Annotated in this window: 1 protein-coding gene (only partly in view); it reads left to right on the top strand. The window is 68.8% G+C overall.

What is annotated here, in order from left to right; translation table 11 throughout:
• Positions 1-25,323: the 3' portion of a hypothetical protein gene (locus tag ACQP0C_RS37235; protein ID WP_433727825.1), read on the top strand. 4,809 nt of this gene lie to the left of the window's left edge; only the last 25,323 of its 30,132 coding nucleotides appear in the window; its start codon lies beyond the left edge, outside the window; the stop codon is at positions 25,321-25,323.

The following is a 25,323-nucleotide window of genomic DNA, read 5'->3' as shown; positions in this document are numbered from 1 at the left end:
GGCACCCGCATGCACGAAATCGACTCGCCCGAACGGGTCGCGGAAATGCGCGCCGCGGCCATCGATCGCGAGGCGGCGCTGCGGCATCTCGGTGAGGTCTCGGAAGATCTGACCAAGCGAGCGGCGGCCCTCGGGATCGATCCGACGCTCGGTCGAGAGCCACTGCAGCGCCAGATCGCCGACCGGCTGCAGCGGATCACGAATGAGCTTGCCGGACAGGATGTCCCGCCGCAGCGTCAGGCGCGGCTGCGCACCGAAGCACACGACCTGCGCAGGCTCGCCGATCTCGCGGACCAGCGCCAGCACGCCCAGGCGACCTACGGTCACCGCGCCGATCAACTGGCCGCGACGGCCTTCGCGGAAGTGTTGGGCGAGCACCTGCGCAACACCGATGCCCGCATGCTCAACGAACACATCGTTCATATTCCCGGCGAGCCCGACCGGCTGATCATCGCCTCCGGTACCAATGACCATCAGCGGGTGCTGGCAGAGGCGCGGCGCAACCCCGAGATCCGGGACCTGCTGGCGCGACCGGATGTCGTGCGCGAGCATCTGAATGTCGATACCGACCGGACCGGCCGCATTCGGGTCGAGGCGATCGACGAGCCATCGCCGCGCCAGTTCGATCGCGTCAGCGACCTCACCCCCCTCGACCGGGCGGGCGAGGCCGAGCGCGAGCACATCGCGCGAATCCGGGAGCAGCTGGCGGACACCGAAATCGGCCGCTGGGCCGACGAGGTGCTCACCAGGCACGATGTCAAGATCGTGCACGAATCCGGTGCCGACGACCGCTACTACCCGAGTCGCCGGATTCTCGCGCTCGATGTCGGCGCCTCCGATGCGAAGCAGATGGTCGCGCTCGTGCACGGTGCCATCCATGCCGAATTGGCTCATGCCCGTGAGACGCCGGGCGGTGCGCAGGAGCGCATGCGACTGCCGCGCGAGGAATACGTCGCGCGGATGCTCAATGAGGAAACCAGGGCGCACGCCTTGGAAATCATTGCGGCAAAACAACTCCGGGCGGCCGGACACGATATCGCCGAGACTTCGCTCGAACGCACCTACACCAATGCCTTCGACGAGGCTCGCGCCCGCGCACACGACGAGCGTCCGGAGACCCCCGCCGCCGAATTGGATCGGATCGCCAACGAGGCTGGCCTGGACGCGATCCGGCCCGAAGTGGCCGCCCATCGTCTCGAACATTCGAACGAAACCCACGCCGAGTTCTACGGCAACGCATGGGATGACGCGCACGGTATTCGCTCGTTCGACGATATCGTCCGGGCGGCCATCGATTCCGGCGAGCGCGAGGTCACGGTGCTCAGCCAGGGCAGTACCGTCGATTCCGCCAGGAAGGTCGAGCTGGTCCGGTTCAACAATGGCACCGAGCTGATCCGCAAGACCGTTCTGAATCCGCGTCACGCCGTCGCCGAACGGCTGGCCTCGCTGCTCGGGCGCACCATCGGTGCGAATGTGCCGGAGGTGTTCCACGACAAAGCCAAGTCCAATGTCGTCTACATGGAGAAGCTCGCGGGACGCGTTGCGGCCGAACGGCATCCGCAGTTCATCGACGTGCACGAACTCGGCTATGCCGATACGGTCGCCGGTCGTGCGCTCGGTCTGCTGGACGCGCTGATCCGAATTCCGGACCGCGATGGCAATGGCTGGATGATCGGCCCGCAGCGCGAAGTGCTCGGCATCGATCACAGTCGCGGATTCGAAGACAGCGCGGCGGCACGAGATGCGTTGAGCCCGTTTGCCGAACACTTTATGCGCCGCAATGGCGACACCATCGAATTCATCGACCACCACCTGCCGCGCGCAGTGGTGGACGCGATCACCGAACGCGTCGCCGCACTGCGACCGGAGTTCGAGAAGCACGGTCGCGGCGCGTGGCACGACACGGTCATGTCCCGGCTCGCCGAAATCCGCGCGCACGCAAGTGAACTGCCGCCACAACACGGCGCGGGCGATATCGCGTTGCGTCCGGAGGATCCGAGCGGGCACGAGGCGGAAATCGATGACCGCCCGAATGCCTACACCAACCGGTACGGCGGTGATAACCAGCACGGCATCCACGGCCGAGTCGACGCCGATGGTGTCCTGCGCGCGACGGTCCGGGTCGGCGACGGCACCCCGACCGGGCGCGAGATGTTCCGGGACATGATGCGGGAGCTCGGTCATCAGGTGAGCGAGATCCGTGCCGAATGGAATGCCGACGACCGGGTCCGGGACAATCTCGACACCTTCAATGCCGGTATGCAGGAGCTGTTCCTCACCCCGGAAGAGGCGGCGCGCCAGACCTTTACCGGCAAGCTGGCCGTCGAACTCGGCTTCACCGAGGTCACCTTCGACAACGAGGCGATGCGCGGCCGACCGGGCGAATACGAGAAGGTCGTCGCGCACTTCAGCAGGCCGGAGACCCCCGAATCGGTGCACCGGCCCGAGGCGTCGGGCGACGGCACGAACTCGCCGGAGTTCCGGCCAGGAACCAATGACCCCGCCGACTCGACGGGTGCCTGGCAATCTCGACCCCGTGATCTGACCGGTGGTCCGGTGTGGCAAGTGTTGGAGCGCACCGAGGTGGGCCGGGAGGCGGCGGCCACGCTGCGTGCGGCGGGTGCGGGCGTGCGATTCGGCGAGGCGGGCGAATCCGGCATCCGGGATTCGTTCAACGGCCGCACCATGGATATCTCCGTCGACACCCGCGACCGCGGCCAACCCGAGCAGGCGCAGGCCCTGGTCCGCGCCGCGGTGCTCGCCGATGCCGCGATCTCGGGTCGGGTGCCGGTGGATCCGGCCGGTATTCGCGCCAGCGATCGCTCGGATTATGTCGCGGCACAGCTGCGCACCGAGGCCGAGGTACTGGGCAGGCAGGCCGAATTCGGTCGTGAGCTGCGCGCGGCCGGATATCCGGAGTCGAGCTCGATGCACGATCTCGCGGATGCGGCATACACCAGGGAGCTGCACAAGCAGTATCTGGATGCCTACGACGCCGCCGTGCGGGCCGCGGATCCGGCGCTGGGAGCCGAAGAACTGCGCCGACTCGGCCGCGAAGCGGGCATCGATGCGCTGCTGTCCGGCGATATGTTCGACTCGCCGATATATCCGAGCGAGGGCGCGAGCCTGCGCGATATCCACGGCGGCACCTGGGACGCCCATCAGCATCCGGATGGGGCACCGGAGCATGTGCCGTCGTCGCCGACGCAGGCACGGGAACTGCAGCGCCTTGTCCGCGAACACGCCGCGCTCACCAGGGAACTGCGCGCGTCCGCGCGCGAATGGGACCGTGCCGTCCGACGATTCGGCGGCTTCGATCCCGATACCAACAGAGCCGATCGCGAGCTCATGGAACGCGGTCGAGAGGCGGTGGCGGAGAGCAGGATCCGACCTCACGATCCCGATTCGGGCTGGACCCATCGCCACAACGCGCTCGCCGAGGCGACCCGGCGGCACGCCGAGCTCGAGGCGCGGCACAATCGACTCGTCGATGAGATCGCCGCACGCGTCGGTCGCGATGTCCTCACTGCGGAAGTTCGTGCGGGCGACGGCAATTGGCTGCACGATCGGGTCGCCGTGCTGCCGGGCGAGCCTCCGCGCGTGCTCGTGGTCGACGCTCGCGGCGATCACGGCGCGATATCCCGCGCGGCGGGCGACCCCGGCAGCGATCTGCACCGCGCGGTCCACTCTGGCGAGGCCGTCGCGGAACGACTGCGGGTCAGCGTCGACGATTCCGGGGCCGTGCGGGTGCGCCGGGAATCGGTCGATCTGCGTGCCGCGTGGGTCGAGGACGGCGCCGCGGCGGTCCGGCGGGAGGTTGCCGAGAGCATGGTCGCGCCGCGACCGCCGGACGAACCCACCGGAGCGTCGCCATATCTCGACCAATCGATGGCCGAACTCACGCAGGCGGCGCTGAAGCGGATGCAGCGCATCCTCGGCGGCAACGACCTCGGGCGTTGGGCGATGGAAGTCCTTGCACGGCACGAGGTTCAGATCCGCTTCAGTCTCGATTTCGATTCCGCACTGTACGACGGCAAGCAGCACCGTGGTCTCGATACCGGCTACGACCCGGCCTCGAATACCCTGCTGCTGGCCCTCGCCCCGACATCCCATGCGCACGCCGAGGCGGCGATCCGGACGGCCTTCCTTGCCGAACAGCTGGGCGCGCCGCACGGTCCGCTCGAGCGGCTCACCCTGGGCCGCGACGAGTACGTCAACTTGATGCTGGACCGGCAGGCCGTGGCGCACGCCAGAGCATTCGAATTCGACCGGTGGCGGCTATTCGGCGCCGAAGGCGTCGTGCCCCTGGACACTTTGCTGTCCAAGGCCTACAAAGACGCGTTCAAACAGGCGCAGCAACAAGCCGAGCGGGCCTACCGCGACAATCGCGCGATCGCAAGCACCATGATCGATGCCGCCGCCCATCAGGCCGCCGCACGCGAGGTCCGCAACCGACTTGTCGAATTGGGTCCGCACCTCGACGGCGGTGACCTGGCCGCGTTCTATCGCGCGCAGTGGGACAGTGCGCACGGGATCGCACCTCAGCACGGCGAAGCGCCACCGGTGCGGCACACCGATACCCCGGCCATTCGGGACCAGCGCGCCCGTCAGTACGCGGCTGAGATCGAATCCCTTCGCCTGCTGCGTGATTCGGGCCGGTTCGTTCCGGTCGGTCCCGCCGAACGCGCCTACACCGACGCCTACGACCGGGCCTATCGGCGTGCTGAGCGTGCCGCGGCCCGCTCCAACGACCCCACCGCGATCCGGCCGGAGCGGGCGGGCTACGAAGCCGGGCGCGACGCACTGCGCAAATACCTCGACAAGACCGGACTGGAGGAGGCCGAGGTCGCGTTCGATGTCGCGCGCCACGCCGACGACAATGTCGACAACTATCGTCCCTGGGATACCGACGTCGCCGACCCGGCGACCGGACACCACGCCGATACGGATGCGCCAACGCGCCAGCTCTCCGACAAAGAGTCGGCCGACCTGGTGCGCCGCGCGCTCGATCACGAACTCGCCAAGGATCCAGGTGGTACGCGCCTGACCCCTCGAGTCGCCGAGTTCCCGGGCCACGAGCCGGTGGGGCGTCGACGACTGGTGGTCGTCGCGGCGGAGGGCCAGCACATGGATGCGCTGCGTGAGCTGGCCGCGACGCGGCCGGAGTACTCCACCGTGTTGTGGGACGGTACGCAGCGGATCGAATATCTGCAGGTAGGGCCCGGTTCCGATGGTCTGCACGACGTCAGTTCCATACCGGATGCGGTGGCCGAGGGGCCATATCGTCGCCCGACCGAAGACGAGGCCGCGGCCGAGATGCTCGCGCATTACCTGCGTTTCCGCGCCGCCGGGCAAACCGCTCTCGGTTTCGACGCCTGGGTGCGGCAACTCGGCCCGGACTGCTTCAACACCCGCGACAACGCGTCCGCGGCTCTCGAAGGCCGACTGCGGCTCGACTTCATGGCCCGCGGCTATGCGATGGCCGAGGCCGACCCGTCGGTGGCGGAGCCACATCCCGCCGAGGTGACCCGCCGACTCATGACCCGTCAGGTACCGATGCCGGTAGGTACCGACCCGACCGGCGAGGTGCGTGCCCGGCGCTGGCCGCAGTTCACACAGGTTGCGGTCAACACGCGCACGTGGGGTTTCCCGATCACACTGCAATCGGACGGCAATGGTGGTTGGCGGGTCGCGGCGCCGGGCGGGGAGGGCCACGCCGCGGATGTGCTGGCCCGGCAGTTCCAGGGCATGTCGGATACCGATTCGGCGCGGCTGGCCGACCGGATCAGCAAGATCCTGCTCGACGGTAAAGCGGATCTGAACGAGCACGGTGCCCCGAAGGGTCTGCTGCGCAGGATCACCGACCGGCTGTCCTTCGGATCCCGCTCGGACCAGGGCGATTCCGGTAGCCGACCGGTCGATCGGCCACGGCCAGCAGATGATTCGTTCGACGCGCCGGAGTTCCCGCACGGTGATCCGGACGAGGGTGCGCAGGATCGGGAGGCCACGCAGCACCGCCGGGACGAGCTGAATCGGCTGGCGGCCGAGAACGCGCAGGCCGTGCGTGAACGCGACGAGGCAAGGCTGGCCGGGGATTCCGAGCGGATCACGGCGGCCGAGGCCCGCGTCGAGCGGCTCGATGCCGAGTTGGCGGCGGCACAGCATCGCGATGCGCTCTTGCGCGCGGGTGCGATTCCGGTGACCGATCGGGTCGGTGTGGTGCCGGGCGAACCCGCGCGGATCTACTTGGTCGGCCGGGGCCATGACGACCCGTTCCGGGTGCTGGACGCGGCGGCGGCCGACCATCCGCAGTTGGCCGAATTGCGGCGGACACCGGGCACCGTCGTGCGCGAACTGCGGATCGGACCCAATGGCGAGACACGGGTGCTGCGCATCGATGGGGAAGTGGCGCAACGGGAATCGACCGAATCGCGGCCGGGTGCGCAGGTCGCGCGTCGGCCCGATGCGCAAGTCGAACAGCAGCCCGTCGCCGAGGCCGGTGGCGGCGGGAAGAAGCCGCCGTCCCAGCCGCCGGTGTCGCTCGGATCGCCGGACGATCCGGGCGCCGATCCGGCACGGAACTCGAACTCCGACAATGGATCCGTCGACCCGGATGCGCCCCGCCGCGTGGTCATCGATGCCAACGGCGATGCGGTACCGCTGCGGCTCACACCGGAAGGCGACCACTGGCGCGTCGAAGCACCCGAGGAAAGCGGCCCACCGGCGCGATCGTCGGAGTCCGAACCGCCGGAACGGAAGTCGCCGCTGCGTCGGGCCTGGGAACGCATTCGGGAGAAGCTGCGGGTGCGCGGCTACGTCGGCGACTATCCCAAGTATCCGTCGGGATCGGGTGAGGACCGCAAGGGGCAGACGGCGCTGAAGGATGCCGTCGAGCATGCGCCGGAGCTGTTCGAACACCACCCCGCCCAGCCGAGTCCGCATCCGCCGCAGACATCGGGGCACGACGTCGTGGCTCGCCCCGCGCCGGAGCATTCGGACCAAGCCCTCAATTTCGCCCGGATCGCGAAGGAGGGCTGGACCGCGTGGCGCAACCGTGAGCATCTTCCGATCCTGAACAAGCTCTCCGGCCGAATCCGAGACGTGGCAGGCGATTTCGTGGCTCCGCGCACTCCCGACGGCGAGGAATACCGGTTCTGGGTCAGCGATGCCGACCCGGATCTGGTGCGTCAGACCGTCACCGAACTGCTCGAGGTCGAAGCGATCGCACCGGAGGAGGCCAAGGCCGTTCTCGAGGAGGCGCTCGCCGTCGCCGATCCGGAACAGCGGCAACGCATCATCGACGATCTGGAGAACTTCGACCTCATCTCCCACGACGAGGCCAGGGCGCTGGAGGCGCAACCGCCACCCGCACCACCGGATCCGGGTGCCGAACTCGACGGCCCGCCGCCATCGGACGAATCGCTGACCGATACCGCGCACCGGCTCGGCATCGATCTGCCCGATGAGAGCCCGGAAACCATCCAGCGGGTGCTCGCCGAGCAGGAATTCCGGGCCATGCGCGAGGCGGCCGCGATCGCCGGACTCGCCGAGGCGGCGGACCGCTTCAACGAGGAGGTCACGCGTCCCTACGTTCGGGAGGATCTGGGCGGTTCGGGGCCCGAGTTGGACGGCCCGAGGCCTCCGGCGGGCGAACTCGACGATCCCGACGCCCGCGCTCGAATCGACGAGGACGACGACTACTTCGATGAGGACGACGAGGCGGCCGAGCAGCCGAAAGCGCGCTGGGGCGTGCAAGATGCCGAGGGCCGTCCGGTGCCGCTGGCCGACCGGGTCAGCATTTTCGACGACAACCCGATGGGCCGCTTCCTCAAGGAGCTGATCAGCGCCTTCGACGGGCACCCCGGCCTACAGAATTACATGCCCGTCGGCAATGGCTCCGACCCGCTGCGCGAATGGGGCGATATCGGGTCGGGCCAAGAACTGGGCCGCGACCAGGGCCCCCGGGTGTTCTTCGAACACGCGCTGCGCCGCGACCAACTGCGCGATGAGGTATCGACCTGGGCGCAGATGTTCGGTCTCGACCTGAACGATGTGAACACCAGGAACGTCGATCCCACGCTGCGCCGACTCTGGGCCGAGCACGATGCGCGCGTCGCCAGGGTCGCCGAATTCGCCACGGCCGCCGAACCGCATCTGCACGCCGAATCGCAGGAGCCCGTCGGCGAGGTCCACGGTGATCAGGTCGCCCGGGTTCCGGTCGGTGATGGCGCGCCGGACCGGCTCGTGGTCATCGACGGACCATTGGACCGGGCGGACGCACTGGCCAAGGCGCTCGCCGATGATCCGGCGCTGGCCGAAGCGCTGAATCGCGGCGAGGTCGAACTGGACTACCGAGCCGCCCGTGAGGACCGGCTGGGACAGATCCACCTCGACCCGGTGGAAACGCCCGAGGTGTATCACCATCGGGAGACCATCGATGGCCGGGAGCTGGTCGTGACGATGGTGCGCGATAACGACGGTCACTGGCGTGCGGTCCAGGCGCCGGTCGACGCGCCGACCGCCCACGATCCGGCCGATGCCGCCACGCCGCCGCGCACGCGACTCGAGATCGTCCGCGAACTCGTCAATGTGGCAAGGGAACTCCGTCTCATACCGGAGGATCTGCACCCGGATCAGGTAGCGCAGACGATCGCGGAACTGAAGCTGGCCAATGCGCTGCGGGCCGGGCAGGTCGAGGCGCTGGCCGATTTCGCGCGCACGATGGATCAGATCTCCAACTTCAACGATATCGGCGATGCGCGCGGCCAACTCGCGCACCGACTCGATATCCCCGAGGCCGAGCTGACACCGGAACGTGCCGGGGCCGCACTAGCCGATGAGTCGTGGCGAAATGCCCGGCGCGATCAGCAATTCAAGGATCTGGTCGACTATGCCAAGCGGCTGCGCGAAATCGACCTCGACGCGGTCAATGCCGCGCGGGATCGGTTGGCTTCCCGTCTCGGACTGGTGGATTCGAAGCCGATACAGCCGCCGAAGGTCAAGGTGGCCGATGACGGCGAGATCATTCGCTCGTTGGACGCGAACGGTTTGGATCCGGCCAAGCTGCGCAAGGTGATCGCCGGGCTGGAGGCCGCCGGTAAGCACGATCGGGTGGTCGATGCGCTCACCGAATACCTGCGAGAGCTGATCGATATCGATCCGTACTCCGATGTGCCGCGCGGTGATCTCAGCGCCGATCCGCGCGCCGCTGGGGAACCGCCGATCCATGAGCTGGGCGCTGTCCGGGCATTGCGCGAAATCATCGCCGAGGCAATGCAATCCGGGAATGTCCTCGATCTCGGACGGGTGCTCGCCGAACATCCGGGCCGCGACGGCAACCACCACCTGCCGGGCCAGGAGAGCTCCAACCGGCACGGGCGACCGGAGCCCAGTCGCGATTGGGCTCGGCTGGTCGGTGTCGATATCGCGGATGCGGACGACGCGACCTTCCGCAAGGTCTACGAGGCATATCGCGACGGCAAGATCGAGAAGCACGAAGGGCTGAGCCCCGCCGATCTGACCAAGGAAATCGCCAGCATCCGTGCCGAGATCCGCGCGCGGGCCGAGCGGATTCGGGAGCTGGCCGCGCTGTACGACGAGTACTCGTCGGCGCCTGAGGAGTTGGCGTCGGGTGGTTCGGATCCGGGGGTCGGTACAACGTCGAAGTTGGGTGGGCCGGATGGTGGGCCTGCCGCGACGCCGCCGGGTGGTTCCGAGTCCGGATCGGGTGGTTCGCCGAAGGTTGGTGGATCGGATGATGGTGGGTCCGGTGCGCCGCCGCCGTCGGGTGGTTCCGAGCCCGGGGTCGGTGGATCGCCAAAGGTGGGCGGACCTGGCGATGGTGGGTCTGCTGGCCCGCCCCCGGTTGGTCGCGAGCCCGGATCTGGTGGATCGGATGAAGATGGATCCGCTGCGACGTCGCTGCAGTCGGATGGTTCGGCGGGATCGGGTGGATCGCCGAGGGTTGGTGGATCGGATGACGGTGGGTCTGCTGGCACGCCACGGCCGGGTGGTTCCGATCCCGGATCGGGCCAGACGCCGAAATCGGGTGGGCCAGAGGGCGGTAGGGCCGCACGTCATACCCCAAGTGGTGAAGACCCTGCCTCGCAACCGGATTCGGCCGAGATCCCGGACACTCGGTCGGAGTGGAAGCGGCGGATGGATGCCGAGCAGGCCGAGTGGAATGCGCGGATGCACGCGGAACTCGATGCGTGGGTCGCCCAGATGCGTGGCGGCGAGGAGGTGCCGCCGAGCAATGCGACCGATCCGCGCTCCAGGATCGATGAGGCGCTGCGGCGCGAATCCGAGGCCGCCGAGGAAAGTTTCCGGCGTCGCGCCGAGGAGCGCGAGGCTGAGCATCAGGAGCTGATGGATCACCTCGATGAGTTGGCTCGTCGGCTGGAGGAGGGATCCGGCGAACCCGACTCGCGCGAAGAGGCTGTGCCGGAACACAATTCGGGGCGGATCGATGCGGCACTGGAGCGTGAAACTGCGGCAGCGGAAGAAGCGTTCCGGCTTCGCGATGAGGAAGGTGAGGCCAAGCATCAGGAGCTGATGGATCACCTCGACGAGTTGGCACGTCGACTCGAGGAGCGGTTCGCCGATCTGGAAGAGATCGCCCCGGATCCGCATTCGGCGGAACCGGAGTCTCGGATCGATGCGGCGTTGGCACGTGAGTCGGCGGCGGCGGAGGAAAGTTTCCGGCGTCGGGACGAGGAGGGCGAGGCCGAGCATCAGGAGCTGATGGATCGCCTCGACGAGTTGGAGCGTCGGCTCGAGGACCTTCGCCAGTCGGATGAGGGTCCGGAAGAGGATGGACCCGAGCCCGCCGCACCGTCATCCGGACCGCCGCACGACCCGTCGAGCAGCCCGGAGGCCGGTGCGAAAGCGGTTCCGGTTTCGGACGAGGGCGATGGTTCGCGGCCGCGTGATCCGTCGGTGAGCCGGGAGTCGCGCGTGAAGCCGGTTTCGGGTGAGGGTTCGCGACCGGGCGATCCGTCGGTGAGCCGGGAGTTGGGTGCGAGGCCGGTTGCGGTTTCGGGTGAGGGTGAGGGTTCGCGGCCGGGCGATCCGGCGGAGGGTCGGGAGTTGGGTGCGAGGCCGGTTGCGGTTTCGGGTGAGGGTGAGGGTTCGCGGCCGGGCGATCCGGCGGAGGGTCGGGAGTTGGGTGCGAGGCCGGTTCCGGTTTCGGGTGAGGGTGAGGGTTCGCGGCCGCGTGATCCGGCGGAGGGCTCGGAGTCGGGCGTGAGGCCGGTTGCGGTTTCGGGTGAGGGTTCGCGGCCGCGTGATCCGGCGCACAGCCCGGAGTCGGGCACGAAACCGATCCCGGGCTCGGACGAAGGCGACGGTTCGCGGCCGAACGACCCGAATGTGGATGGGGCAGCGGAGAAGTCGACGCCACGTGCGCCGGAACATCCGCCGCTGCAGGAGCAATCGCGTCCGATCATCGACGAATGGTCCAAGCGCAGCCCCAGAAAGATTGCCAAGGTCCTCGCGCGGCGGCATGGGATCGAGGTGGAGGGCTTCCGCCGCAAGGGCGTCGATCCGGAGGTGGTGCGGGAAATCGCGCGCGCCGTGGACGAGATGCTGACCAAGCATCCGCAGATGAAGCTCGCGGGCATTCGTATCGAACCCCGTAGCGCGAGCCACCCCGAGGGCGGTGTCGCCTACACGAGCACCAGTCCCCGCGTCGGCCCGGATGCGCCGCTGTCCGAACGCCTCCGGCAGGTGACCCCGTCGATCATCGTCCTCGAGGAGTCCGCGCGCGGACAGTCGTGGGGCAACGACCCGGACACGCTGGCGTCGAAGACCAGCCGCGACGGAATGCGGATCATCGGCGCGGACCGCCCCACATACGGCGTGGTCGTGCACGAACTCGGCCATGTACTGGATTACGCCGGGCAGGGCCGCGCACAGCAGCGCGCGCTGGACGCGCTGCGCGACCACTACCTCGCCACCCGAGCCAACCCCACCGAGGCCGATTTCCGTGCCTGGGTCGACCAACTCACCCGCTACAGTTTCGACGGCGACAACCTGGACCCCGGCGAAGCCCTCGCCGACGCCTTCCGCGAGGTCGAGCGCTACGGCGACAACGCATCCGAACCCGCCCAAGTCCTCCACCGCCTCTTGGTCGACGAGGCCCGAGCGGGCGCATCGAGTTCGGTCAAATATGTCAACCGAGCCCTCCCGGTCCCGGTCGAATTGTGGCCCGTCGGCTCCGATATCGGACAGCACCACCACAATTCGCAACGATCGTCGGACCCGCAGTCCACTCCGGCCCACCCGGAACAGCCCGGTCCCGGCGACCCACCCGAACAGCCTGGTCGCGGCGACCACCCGGAACAGCCCGGTCCAGCCGACCAACCGGAGACCGCGAACTCGCGTCCGGAACAGTCGGGTGTCGGCGACCAATCGGATTCCGCGAACTCGCGTCCGGAACAGTCGGGTGTCGGCGACCAATCGGATTCCGCGAACTCGCGTCCGGAACAGTCCGGTGTCGGCGACCAATCGGATTCCGCGAACTCGCGTCCGGCGCGCCCGGAACAGTCCGGTGTCGGCAACCAACCCGAGACCGCGAACTCGCGCACCGACAAGCCAGTTGCACAACAGCCGCCCGCTTCCGACCCACAGCTCGTCCCGGCCGCCCCAGCACCCGGCGACCGTCCGGAAGCGGCGACACCGCACTCCGATAACGCGCCAGTGGCCGAAGCCGGTGGCGGCTCCAAGAAGCCCCCCGCCGAACCTCCCGCCCCACCGTCATCCAACCCGGACGAACCCCCACCATCCGATCGAAACGAGCCGGATGCCTCCGAGTCGAACGCCCCCTCGGCCTCCGACCCGATCGAGCCGGAGCCCGTCGGGCGCAATGAGCAGGAAGCGCCCGAGCGCGAAGCTGAGCAGTACAAGCCGGAATCGGCCGAGCAGAGCGCACCGGAAGCCGCCCGCCGGAGCGAGCCGGATGCCTCCGGGCCGAATCAACCCCTGGTGTCCGGCCGGGACGAGCCAGAGGCTGGCAATCGGAGCGAGCGAGAAGCGCCCGAGCAAGAAGCTGAGCAGAACGAGCCGGAATCGATCGAGCAGAGCGGACCGGAAGCCGCCCGCCGGAGCGCGCCGGAGGCATCCGAGCCAGAAGCCGAGCAAAACCAGGCGGAAGCAGCCGGACCGGGTCGGCACGAGGCGGTTGGGCGGAATCAGCCCGAGGCAGCCGGGCAGAACAAACCGAAGGCGGCTGAGCGCAGCGCATCCGAGTCCGATGAATCCGGGGCTTCTGGTCGGGATGAGCCGGAGGTGTCCGGTCGGAACCAGCGGGAGTTGTCCGAGCCGGAAGCGGCTGAGCGGAACGAGCTGGAAGGGCCTGAGCAGGACGGGCCGGAATCGAGTGGACAGAGCGAGCCGGAGGCGTCGAGTCGGAATGAGCCTGAGGCAGCCGGGCAGCGCGAGCCTGAGACGGCCGATCGGAGCGAGGCGGGAGAAGCGGGTAAGAGCGAGCCGGAAGCGGCTGGGCGCAAGGAGGTTCCGGGCGGGGACGAGGAGCGGGCGACGGGGGATGGAAGTCGGGCGGCCGGGGATGCGCATGATGAGGCCGTGCGGGCGCATGCGGATGCGGTTGCGCGGCGGGATGCGCTCGCGGCTCGGGTGCGCGAGCTCGCGGATCAATTGCCGCCGCAGGAGGATCCGGATGCGTGGACGCCGCGGCGGATTCGGGCGACCATTGCCGAATTCGCGGGCAGGCGTTTGATTTCGGATGCGGATCGCGCCGTCATCGGTGAAATCGCGCGGCTCGCACCCGAGTTCGTGCGGGTGGATGCCGAGGTGGGTGAGCTCGCGGCGCGGATCGGGTTGATCGACGAGTACGACCGGTTGCTGCAGGAGCGGCAGGATCTGGTGCGCGAACGAGAGTTCGTGCGGGCCAAGGCCAATGAGCGTGCCGCCAATATGGGGCTCGACGATTCGACCGAATGGGTGCGGCGGGATCCGGATTCGCGCGACGAGGCGATCCAGGGGCTGCACACCCGCGCGCGCACCGATGTCGTCGAGGTGGAGGGTGGCCTCGAGGAGGCGAACCGTCAGGTACGCAGTCCGGTCGAAGGCGATGAGCAGGGGCGTCGCGAGGAGGCGCTGCGCAAGCTGATCGCGGCGACCGAGGATTTCGAATCCCTCGACGACCAGATCCGCGGGATCGACCAGCGGCTGTCCGAACTCGAGGACCAGGGCGTCGCCCGGCACCGGCCACCTTCGGAGGAGGGCGCCGCCGAAATCGACCGGATGGCACGCGAACGCGCCGAGGAACTGCGCCAGATCAAACCCCGCCGCGGCATGCGCGACGACCTCGCCGTCCGCCTCGGCGTCATCGACGAATCGGGACATCCGGATGAGGCGGCGCTGCAGCCGGATCGGCTGCCCGACACCATCGCCGAACTGCGCGATCGGGCCGCGGAAACCACGCTGTACGGGGACGAATACCGCGCCCGGATGCGCGAGATCGACGCCTTGGCCGACGCCGCTGACGATGTGCACCAGGCGCACAATCGCATCGGCCGCCTGCAGGACGAAATGGCAAGGGCCGCGGGCGTATGGCGTCAGCAGGTCGAGGCCGAGGGCGGCCGCATGGTAACCGACCGGGTCGGCATCGTGGAGGGTGAGCGGCCGCGCATCATCGTGTTCGGTCCGCGCAGCGACCCCGCGTCGCCGCGCGCGGATCATGATCACGCGCTCGCCGATGCGCTGCGCCGTGACCCCGCTGTCGCGCAGGCGATGGTGCGTCCCGAGACCCGCGTCGAATACCGTCAGGTGCTCGCCGATCGCGAGGGCAATACCCGCACGGTGCATCTGGCGCCGCCGGATATCCGCCGCCTGAGCACCGGCTGGCACAACGGCAGGCGCATGGACATGACGTCCTGGGTCGATGCCGAAGGTGTTGTGCACCACGTCGATCCGACCCGACCGGACTGGGTGGGCAATCGCGACGGCGGCACGGTGCCCAAGAAGTTCACCCCGAAGGATCCACCGGACGGGGTGAGCGGCTGGGCGATGGAGGATGTCGTCAACGACATCACCTTGCCCACCGATGACGTCCCGCCGGGCGAGATCGCGGAAAGCACGCTGCCCGTGAATATGCCGCAGGCACCGGAGCGCTACGACACCTCCGGTGTGCCGCCGGGAACGGGCATATTCGAACAGCATTGGGGCGGTGACGCTTACAACATCACCCGGTTGATCCTGATGGCCGCGCAGACGCCGAAGCATCCCGCGGTGCAGGCGTGGATTCAGCGCCATCCGGAGATCGGTGAGTGGGTGCAGGCGCGGCCGTGGCTGCAGAAGATTCCGCCGTTCGGCACCGTCTTCCGCAACTACGAGTGGTTCGCGGGGCCGGAACGCAATATTCAGCCGATGCACCGGCCCTGGGATCCGGCCGAACACGGCAACCCGGCCGATCGGGTGGAGATTTCCGAAGGGCTGCAACGCGAATGGGATCGTGACGCCGCCAACTGGCGTCGAGTGCAGGACTGGGCCGATGCCGAATACGACCGGTTCCTCGCCGATGACAGCGATATCGACCGGATCGTCGACGGCCTGGATGCCCATCGGCGCGCCCAACAGCAGGCCGCGGCGCGCGATGTGGTCGGCGCCGTAGCGGACCGGCTGGTCACCGGTGATCGGGGCATCGATCCGACGCGCGATGTCGAGGCGCAGCTGCGGCGCATCGATGCCGAAACCGACCGCGTCGCAGCCGATGTCGCCGAGCGCTTCGCTACCGACGACCCGGTCGCGGTGCGCGACACCATCGCTGACATTCGTGAACTGTTGAGTGCCGGTGCCGATCCGGATGCCATTGCCGCGATCCTGGCCCAGCACATGCGCCACGACGTACCGGATTTCACCCGTGCCGAAATCGCGCAGATCAAGAACCACCTGATGGTGGACGAACATCTGGTGCGCGACTACACCGATCCCAATGGCGCCTATGTCCGTCGCCCGATGGATCGCCTCGCCGACGTCGCCGAGGCATGGCACCGCCTGATGGCGGGCGAACCGCTGCCCGCCGATCTCGTCCTGCTCCAGGACGCCCGCGCCGAATCGAACTTCCTGCGCGCCAATCCCGGCGCCACCTGGCGGGCCGCCAATACCCACGCCATCGGCCTCGGCTTCCACTGGGACGCGAACCGTCCGCCGCTCACCGACTGGCGCGCCGAGATCCCCTATGCGGTGAACACCCTGGCCCCGGACCCGGCCTGGTCGCCGCCCGCCGATCGCGGGCCGGAACTGCCGCCGGATGAGCCGCCGTTGGGTGCTGTTGCGCCGAAGCCGGATACCCCGGGCTCCGGTGGCGACGCGCGTCGCCCCGAATCCCCCGGTTCGGACGCCGACCCGGGGGCGGATCCACGCCCGGACGGACAGGCCGAATCGCCTCGCAACCCAGCGTCGGAGGGCGATCCCCAGCCGGAAGGCGCTGCGCCGGAGCGGATTCCCGATGCAGCGGTGCGGCAGGCCGAGATCGAACGCATCGCTGACGAATGGGCGAAAGCCTTCGTCGCCCGCGAAGAAGCACGAGCGGCACGTGACGAGACGGCATCGGCCACCAGTGCGGAACCGACCGATGAACAGCATTCGGCGACAGCGCGATTCGATGCAGCCGATGCCGAACTGACCCGCCTGAACGAAGAGTTGAGCCGTGCGGTCGCCGACGACATGGCGCATTCCGCAGCGGAAGGTGCCTCGGATCCGTCGACGCCGCACAACGCAGAGAACCCGTCGACACCGCCTACCAACGAACCAGGCGATCCGGTGCAACGTATCGAGGAGGCCCGCCAGCGCGCCGAGGCCGGGTTCGACGAATTGCAGCGTCGGATCGACGAGTGGCACGAGGAGGCGTTGCGGGACAACGAGCGCCGCCATGAGCAAGCCCTTCAGGCGTTGCAAGAGCCGGAACCGTCCGTCTGGCAGGCCACCGCGTCCGCAGCGGATGCGCCGATGCCGCATGCCGACGAGCCGAGCGACCCGCTGCAGCGCATCGAGCAGGCGCGACAGCGGGCGGAGGCCGGGTTCGATGAGTTGCAGCGTCGGATCGACGAGTGGCACGAGGAGGCGCTGCGGGCGAACGAACGCCGCTATCAGCAGGCGCTGGAGTCGCTGAGTGAGCCGGACCCGCGAGGCACTGAGAGTGCGGCGCGTACCGACGCGGACGGCGAGCAGCATCCGCCGCCTGCCGACGATCCGCTGCAGCGTATCGAAGAGGCGTGGCAGCGTGCCGAGGCTGGATTCGATGCGTTGGAGCAGCGGATCGATGCCTGGCATGAGGAGGCCTTGCGGGCAAATGAGCGTCGCTACCAGGAGGCTCTCGATTCGCTGACCGACCCGGGACCGCTAGGCACCGAGAGCAGGGACCCTTCCGACGCGGGCGGCGAGGAGCAGGTACCGCGTGCGGGTGAGCCCGGCGATCCGCTGCAACGTCTCGAGGAGACTTGGCGGCGTGCCGAGGCCGGGTTCGATGCGTTGGAGGATCGGATCGATGCCTGGCATGAGGAGGCGTTGCGGGAGAACGAGCGTCGTCATCAGGAAGCTCTCCAAGCGCTGAGCGAGCAGGGGCCGCCGCGCGGTGAAGGCCGGGCCGGCGCGGGCGGCGAAGAGCATGCCCCGCGTGCGGGCGTGCCCAGCGATCCGGTACGTCGTATCGAGGAGACTGGGCGGCGTGCGGAGGCCGGGTTCGATGCGTTGGAGGATCGGATCGAGGCTTGGCATGAGGAGGCGTTGCGGGAGAACGAGCGTCGTCACCAGGAAGCTCTCCAAGCGCTGAACGAGTCGGAACCGCCTGTGTGGCAGGGTGCGGCGCGGCCGACTGCTGAGGTGATCTCGGATTCCGGTGCGGCGCACGATGACCCGATGCGCGTCAGCGCTGATGACCAGGCCGGCGAGCCTGGGGACGTGCGAGTGTGGCCGCTCGATGCACCCGAAGAGGAGCACCGGCCGCAGCCGTCCGAGGCGGGTGATGGGGGATCGCAGCATCCGCCGCAGGAGCCGCCGAGTCCGGCGCAACCGGAGCCCAATGAGCCGGGCTCACACGGGTGGCCGCAGGACGGCCCGTCGTGGATACACGAACCTGTCACGCGGGAATTGCGTGATGCGCTGCCCGGCTTGGTCGCTCGGATCGTGGATACCACCGCCGCCCGCCAGGGGATGGAACCCGGCATTGCCGAGGGAGCCCGGCGGCTCGGACTGAATCCGGATGGGTTGAAGCCGCACGAAATACAAAGTGCCGTCAACGATTTGGTCGTGGCAGCGGAGGCCCGCGTCGCGGCGCTGCGGGACCGAGAAAACGTTCCGAGCGCCGAAATGGTGCAGCACTTCGACGATCTTCGTGCGGCCGAACGGGATGCCACCGCGATCAGGGCTGCCGCCAGCACATACCAGGATCAACTGCGCCGCTACATCGAGGCGATCACCGACGAGACCGTGGCCCGACAGGGCGCGGCCGTACTCGCGTCCCGGGACGTACTGACCGGCGAGCGCTGCCATATGGTCGCCGAGGGCGTCGGAATCGCGCCCGACGGTCAGCGGGTAGTCGGCGCGTCGCCATCGTCGGCACCCGAGCAGGTCATGCCCGCCGAGGTGCGCCGCCAGTTGGCCGATCAGGGCATTCATGTCGATTACCGCCACGTCGTGGTGGACGAATCGGGCGTCATCACCGTCACCCCGATCCGCCCGCCGGAGGAAGGCACCGCAGCGGTCGACCCGTCCACTCCGCCGGAGACCCCGGGCTCGGGCTCCGCTCGCCGGGAGACGCCAGGCGCGGGATCCGCTAGGCCGGACTCGCCGGGTTCGGGGTCTGCTGGGCCGGAGTCACCGGGATCCGCTAGGCCGGACTCGCCGGGCTCGGGCTCTGCTAGGCCGGACTCGCCGGGCTCGGGCTCTGCTAGGCCGGGCTCGGGCTCGGGCTCTGCTAGGCCCGATTCGCCGGGCTCGGGCTCTGCTAGGCCGGAGACGCCGGGCTCGGGCTCTGCCAGGCCCGATTCGCCGGGCACGGGGTCCGCTAGGCCAGAGACGCCCGGCTCTGGCTCCGCCGAACCGGAAGCGAACGGCTCCCCTTCACCTGCGGAACACCGTGCGGTACAGGCGGATCCATCCGAAGCACCGCACACCGATGCAAACGGATCGGAATTCGCACCCAGCACGGTGCATGCGGACGGTCTCACACCCGAGGCCCGTGCCGAACTCGAGCGGCTGCGCGCCGAACGCGCCGCGGCCGTGGCCCAGCGGGAGGAATTGCGCGATCTGCGCCGTATCCGGGCCGAAGGGCTGCCCGTCGATGTCGAGCAGGGGCTGCGGCCCGGTCAGCCCTTGGAGCAGACGCTCGAGGAGTTGCGCAACCAGACCATGCTGGTTCAGGAGCAGCAGGCGCGGCACGCGCGCATCGATGCACTCGAGCGCGCGGCCAACGATTTCAACCGTGCCGATGCCGAGGTGACACGCCTCGATGAGGCCATTGCCGCCATCGAACTGTCCGGCGCCCCGGAGGGTGTGCACGCCGAGCTGGTGCGCGAACGCGCGGCACTGGCGGCCGAGCGCGAATTCTGGCGGGCCAAGCGCAATGACCGGGCCGAGCGCTTCGATCTGCGCGATCCCGATCGCGCACTGAACCAGGACAACCTGGAACCGACCATGCGGCGGCTGAGCGGCGATATCGTCGGCACCAGGGACATTGCTGGTACCGGTGATGAAACCAGCAGGTCGGAACCGGAATTGGTGGGCTCGGTCGAACGCACGCAGCGTGAGAACGCCATGTTCAAGCTGCAGGATGCCGCCGAACGGTTCAACGAGGCCGATTCCGCGCTCGCTGACCTGGATCGGCGCATCGCCGCCCTGGAAGGTGCGAATGTCGGTGCGCACCAGCCGCTTTCGGCGGAGGTTCGGGCCGAACTCGACCGATTGGGAGCCGAACGCGCCGCCGAAGTGCTCGCCGGTAAGCCATGGCGCGGGATGCGTGACGATCTGGCCGACCGGCTGGGCGTGAACCGAGACGCGTTGGGCCCCGGCGAGATCGACGCGACCCTGCGCGATGCGGCGAACCGGCTCGAGCCGACCGAGGAGAACACCAGGCAGCTGCGCCTGCTGCGCGAGGCCGCCGATCGAGTCAACCAGGCGGACAATAGGATCGCGCGCATCCAGGACCGGATGGCCGAGCTGGTCGGCGCCTGCCGCGACGCCTTCGACGAAGCGGGTGCCCGTCAGATCACCGATCGAGTGGGTCTGGTCGAGGGTGAACAGCCGCGGATCATCGTGGTGGCACCGCGCGGCACACTGGAACATCCGCGCGCGGGCCACGATGCGGCGCTCGCCGATGCGATTCGACGCAATTCCGCAGTGGCACAGGCGATGACCCGCCCCGAGACTACGGTCGAATATCACGAGATCGTCGCCGAACGCGAGCAGCCGGTACGGCTGCGCGATCTCGCGCCGCCACGCCGCGACTACCTCACCGCGGGCTGGCGCGAAGGTTCGCCCGGCATGCATCTGACCCGGTGGCAGGACGGTGAGGGCAACTGGCATCCGGTCAACCCGACTCGTCCGGATTGGACCACGAATCGGCAAGGTCCCCGGGTACCAAAGGCTTTCGAGCCGCGGGTGCTGCCCGAGGGAGTGAGTGGCTGGGCGGTCGATCCGTTCCAGTCGTCCATCGTCGATCCGTTCCTGGATCCGCCGCCCGGTGCGATCGATGAGGAACTGCTGCCGCGGATACCCGGTATGGATCCGCTCGATCCGGGTGTGCCCACCTTCGAGCCGCCGATGGCGGGCGTGTTCTACAACACCATGCGCATCATCCTCGAATCGGCGAAGCTGTCCGGCTTCACCTGGTTCAGCGATAAGGACCATCCGGGTCGGATCAGCCCGGGATTCAAGGGGCATCCCTACTTCCGGCCGCGCGCCGCCGATGTGCAGCCGATGGCGCGCGAATGGGATGTGCAGGATCGGGTGCCCGATCGTGGTGAGCTGTCCGAGGAGTTCAAACAGCGCCAGCGTGATCAGGAGGCGGCGTGGGCGCGGGTGCAGGACTGGGCCGATACCGAATATCGACGGTTCCGCGCCGATGACAGTGATATCGACACCATCGTCGGTCGCCTCGCGACACATCCGGATGCGGAAGGTGCGGCGCGCACCGTGCGTGCCGCGGAGATCGTCGATCAGATCGCCCGCAGGCTCGACAGCTCCGATGATCTCGAGCCGATCGTCGACGCGCTGACCGGACAGTTGCGCGACGAACAGCCAGGCGACGCGACACGATTGGTCGACGACGTCCGCGCTCGGCTCGACGGTAGCGATGCCGACCGTGCCGAATTGACCCGCCTGGTGGCGGACCGACTCGACGACTCGACCCCGGCCTTCACCCGCGCCGAAATCGAGCAGATCAAGAACCACCTCATGCGTGACCCGCATCTGGTGCACGACCCGGAGGACGGCATCCTGCGCCGTCGCCCCCTCGACGCCGTCGCCGATGTCGCCGAGGCCTGGAACCGTCTCATCGCGGGAAACCCACTCCCACAAGACATCCTGCTCCTACAGGACGCCCTAGCCGAATCGAACTACCTGCACCGCAACCCGATCGCCGCCTGGCACGACGCCAACCAGCACGCCATCCGCATCGGCTTCGACTGGAACGCCAACCGCCCACCCCGCACCGACTGGCGCACCAAGATCCCCTACGCCCCGCCCCGCGTAGACCACCAGCCCCACCTCCCTCCACGCCCCCATTCATCGGAGCTGCCGAACACCCCCGCAACCAACCAACTCCCGCAACACCCCCATTCCGATCCGACCTCCGAATCGACCCCACCCGAACCACATTCGCCCGGCGAGCACCCCGAGCACCCACCCACCACCCAACCCCTCCCACCGCGCGACCCCGCGGACCCCGACCAGGGATCGACCACGGGCCCCGAACAAAAGCAGACGGAGCCCACGCCGGATCACGATCCACTTCCGCCCACAGGGGACATGCCCTCGGCTGACGAAGAAGCGGAGTCCGCTGAGTCGGGCAGTGCCGATGGTCGGCTGGCGACAGATCGCGCGCCCGGACGTGGTCAGGATCCGTTGGAGCCCCCGGCGGGCCGTGATTCTGCGAGCAATGAGCAACTGCCCGCAGGTGGTGCTGATGGCCAGTTGGCGACAGACGGTGCCGAACGTGGCCAGGATCCGTTGGAGCCCATGCTGGGCCGTGATTCGGCGAGCAATGAGCAGCCGCCCGCAGGCGATGCTGATAGCCAGTTGACGTCCGACCCTGTGCCCGAACGTGGTCAGGATCCGTTGGGGCGCACTGCCGGTCGTGACCAACTGGGCGATGGAGAGTCGTCTGATGGGGACACGCGTCGCGGTCGTGGCAGTGCCGGAGAGTCGTCCGATAGTGCATCCGGTCGCGATCCTGTCGGAGCTGCAGAGTCCTCCGACGATGCGGCGCAACCTGATCAGGCGGCCGGTGGACAGCCGCCTGCGGGAGATGCGTCCACGGTTCGCGGAGGTGCCGAGTCGGCTGAGCCCAGCGGCACTGCTGGTCGGCCGACGCCGCACCCTGGGACTTCGCGTGGTCAGGATCCGTCGGAGAGCACGTCGGGTCGTGATCGTGTAGGTGATGGGGAGTCGTCCGAGGGCACGGCAGGGCGTGGCCGTGTTGGTGATGAGGGGGCATCCGAAGGCACGTCGGGTCGTGATCGTGCGGGTGACGGGGAGTCGTCCGATAGCGCGTCGGGTCGCGATCCTGTCGGCACTGGGGAGTCCTCCGACGATGCGGCGCAACCGGGTCGGGCGGCCGATGGGCAGCTGTCTGCGGGGGATGCGTCTTCGGTTCGCGGAGGTGCGGAGTCGGCTGAGCCCAGTGGCACTGCTGGTCGGCCGACGCCGCACTCTGGGACTTCGCGTGGTCAGGATCCCTCGGATAGCAGGGTGGGTCGTGAGCGTGTAGGCGATGGGGAGTCGTCCGAGGGCACGGTGGGCCGTGATCGTGCAGGTGATGAGGGGTCGTCCGAGGGCACGGTGGGCCGTGATCGTGCAGGTGATGGGGAGTCGTCCGAGGGCACGGTGGGCCGTCATCGTGCGGGCGATGAGGAGTCGGAAAGCACGGCAGGTCGTGATCGTGCGGACGAGGGGGCGTCCGAGGGCACGGCAGGTCGTGGCCGTGTGGGTGACGAGGGGGCGTCCGGAGAGACGGCGGGGCGTGATCGTGCTGGGGAGGGGGAGTCGTCCGACGGGGGTGCGCGTCGAGGGCGCGATGGTGGGGACGGCGAGAGTGCGGGTGGGGGGCGCTCGGATCGGGGTGGTGCGCAGGCCCCGCCACGTGGGCAGGGGCCTTCCGGTGGACAGGAGCCTCCGGGTGGGCAGGGGCGTTCGGGGGATTCGGGACCGCAGTCGCAGCTGCCGGGTTCGAGGTTGCGCTCCCATATTCCGCATCCGCCAAGGCAATACGACGAATACGAACTGCCTGATCCGCCGCGTCGATCCCCATTCGATCCGACGTGGCCGCTACCGAAGCACCCACCGGAACCCCAGCCGCCGCATCCCCCGACGCCGCCGAACCCCCCGACGCCGCCGAACCCCCCGACGCCGCCGAACCCGCCGAACCCGCCGAAGCCTCCGAACCCGCCGAACCCGCCGAAGCCTCCGGTGCCGCCGAAGCCGGAGCCGCCCGTACCTCCGATCCCACCAAAGCCGGAGCCGCCCGTACCTCCGGTCCCGCCGACCCCGACGCCGCCGACGCCTCCGGTCCCGCCGACGCCTCCAGTTCCACCCACGCCGCCGGTCCCGCCGAAACCTCCAGTGCCGCCGACGCCTCCGGTTCCGCCCTGGCCTCCGGTTCCGCCGGAGCCGCCGACTCCAAAGCCGCCGGTTCCGCCGGTCCCGCCGACACCTCCGGTCCCGCCGACGCCTCCGGTTCCGCCCTGGCCTCCGGTTCCGCCGGTGCCCCCCCATGTGCCGGTTCCGCCCACGCCCCCGGCTCCTCCGGAACTGCCGGTGCCGCCGCACGTGCCGCCGACGCCCCCGCTCCCACCGAACCTGCCGTTCCCGCCATCGGTTCCGGAACCTCCGACGGCACCGGAACTTCCGAAACCGCCTGTGCTTCCGCATTCGCCGCTGCCGCCGACGCCTCCGGCGCCGCCGGCGCCGCCGGCGCTTCCGACAACACCTCCGGTGCTTCCGGACCCACCGACCGCGCCGCCCCTGCCTGCACACCCGACCCCACCGACCTTCTCGTTGCAGGATCCGTCGACCATGCCAGGTCCGTACGATCCGGCGCACCCGCACTCGCCGATACCACTGTCTGCGCATCCCGTGGCGCCCCCGAACCACCCGGGCGCGGTCGTGCCCCCGTGGGTAGGCGCGCCATCCGATCCGCCCGGTACCGGCTGGCCGGATTCAATGCAGCGACCGGGTCCCGATCCCACGCAGCACTCGACCCACTTCGGCCCGAGCCAGCAACAGACCCATTTCGGTTCGCCGCAACAACAGGCACACCCCGGTGCCCCGCAACACGCGGCTCCGCCTCCGACCCCACCGGCTTTCCCATTGCAGGATCCGTCGACCATGCCGAGTCCGTACGATCCGGCCTACCCGCAGTCGCCGATGCCACCGCATCCCATGGCGCCCCCGAGCCACCCGGGCGCGGTCATGCCCCCATGGGTAGCTGCACCATCCGATCCGCCGGGTGGCTGGTCGGACTCGCCGCACCAACCGGCGCACCCTGATATGACACAGCGACCGGCGGACCCCGATTCAACACAGCAACAGGGCCACTCCGGTGCCACGCAGCAGGCACACGCACGTTCCACCCAACATGCGGACCCATCTCAGACCCCGCCGATGATGCCCCCACCGGCCAATACGCCACCACCGACAAGTCGAAATCGCCCAACCGCAAATGGCATCCGGCATCGCGGAGTCCAAAATGGCAACAACGCCAGCCTTTTCGTACAACCGTTCTCCGGATTCGGTGTGCCCGCACACTTCGATCCGGAGACCGGTGCGCTGCGGGCGGTCGGCGGAGGGATCGGTCCGCAGGTCGGGGTGTACGGCGATCTTGGTGACGTATCGGTGGTGTTCTATCGAGGCGGCTCCGGTCTCGCGCTGCGGGTCGGTTCGGACACGATCGATCTCGACGGCCCGTTCGTCGCCATTGAATGGGAGCCGGTCGAGAACCGGCAGACCCGCTTCGCCGTTGCCGTCTCCGGCACCATGGTCTGCCAGTTGCGATACCGCTCGCTACCAGCCGAATTGGACCTCGGCCGCCTGATCCATGATGTCTGCGCCGACCCCGCCCGCCGCACCCAGATCTTCGCCCGCTGA

The organism is Nocardia sp. CA-129566, assembly GCF_050956075.1.
Lineage (GTDB): Bacteria > Actinomycetota > Actinomycetes > Mycobacteriales > Mycobacteriaceae > Nocardia.
This window is presented reverse-complemented; position numbering and strand designations above follow the sequence as displayed.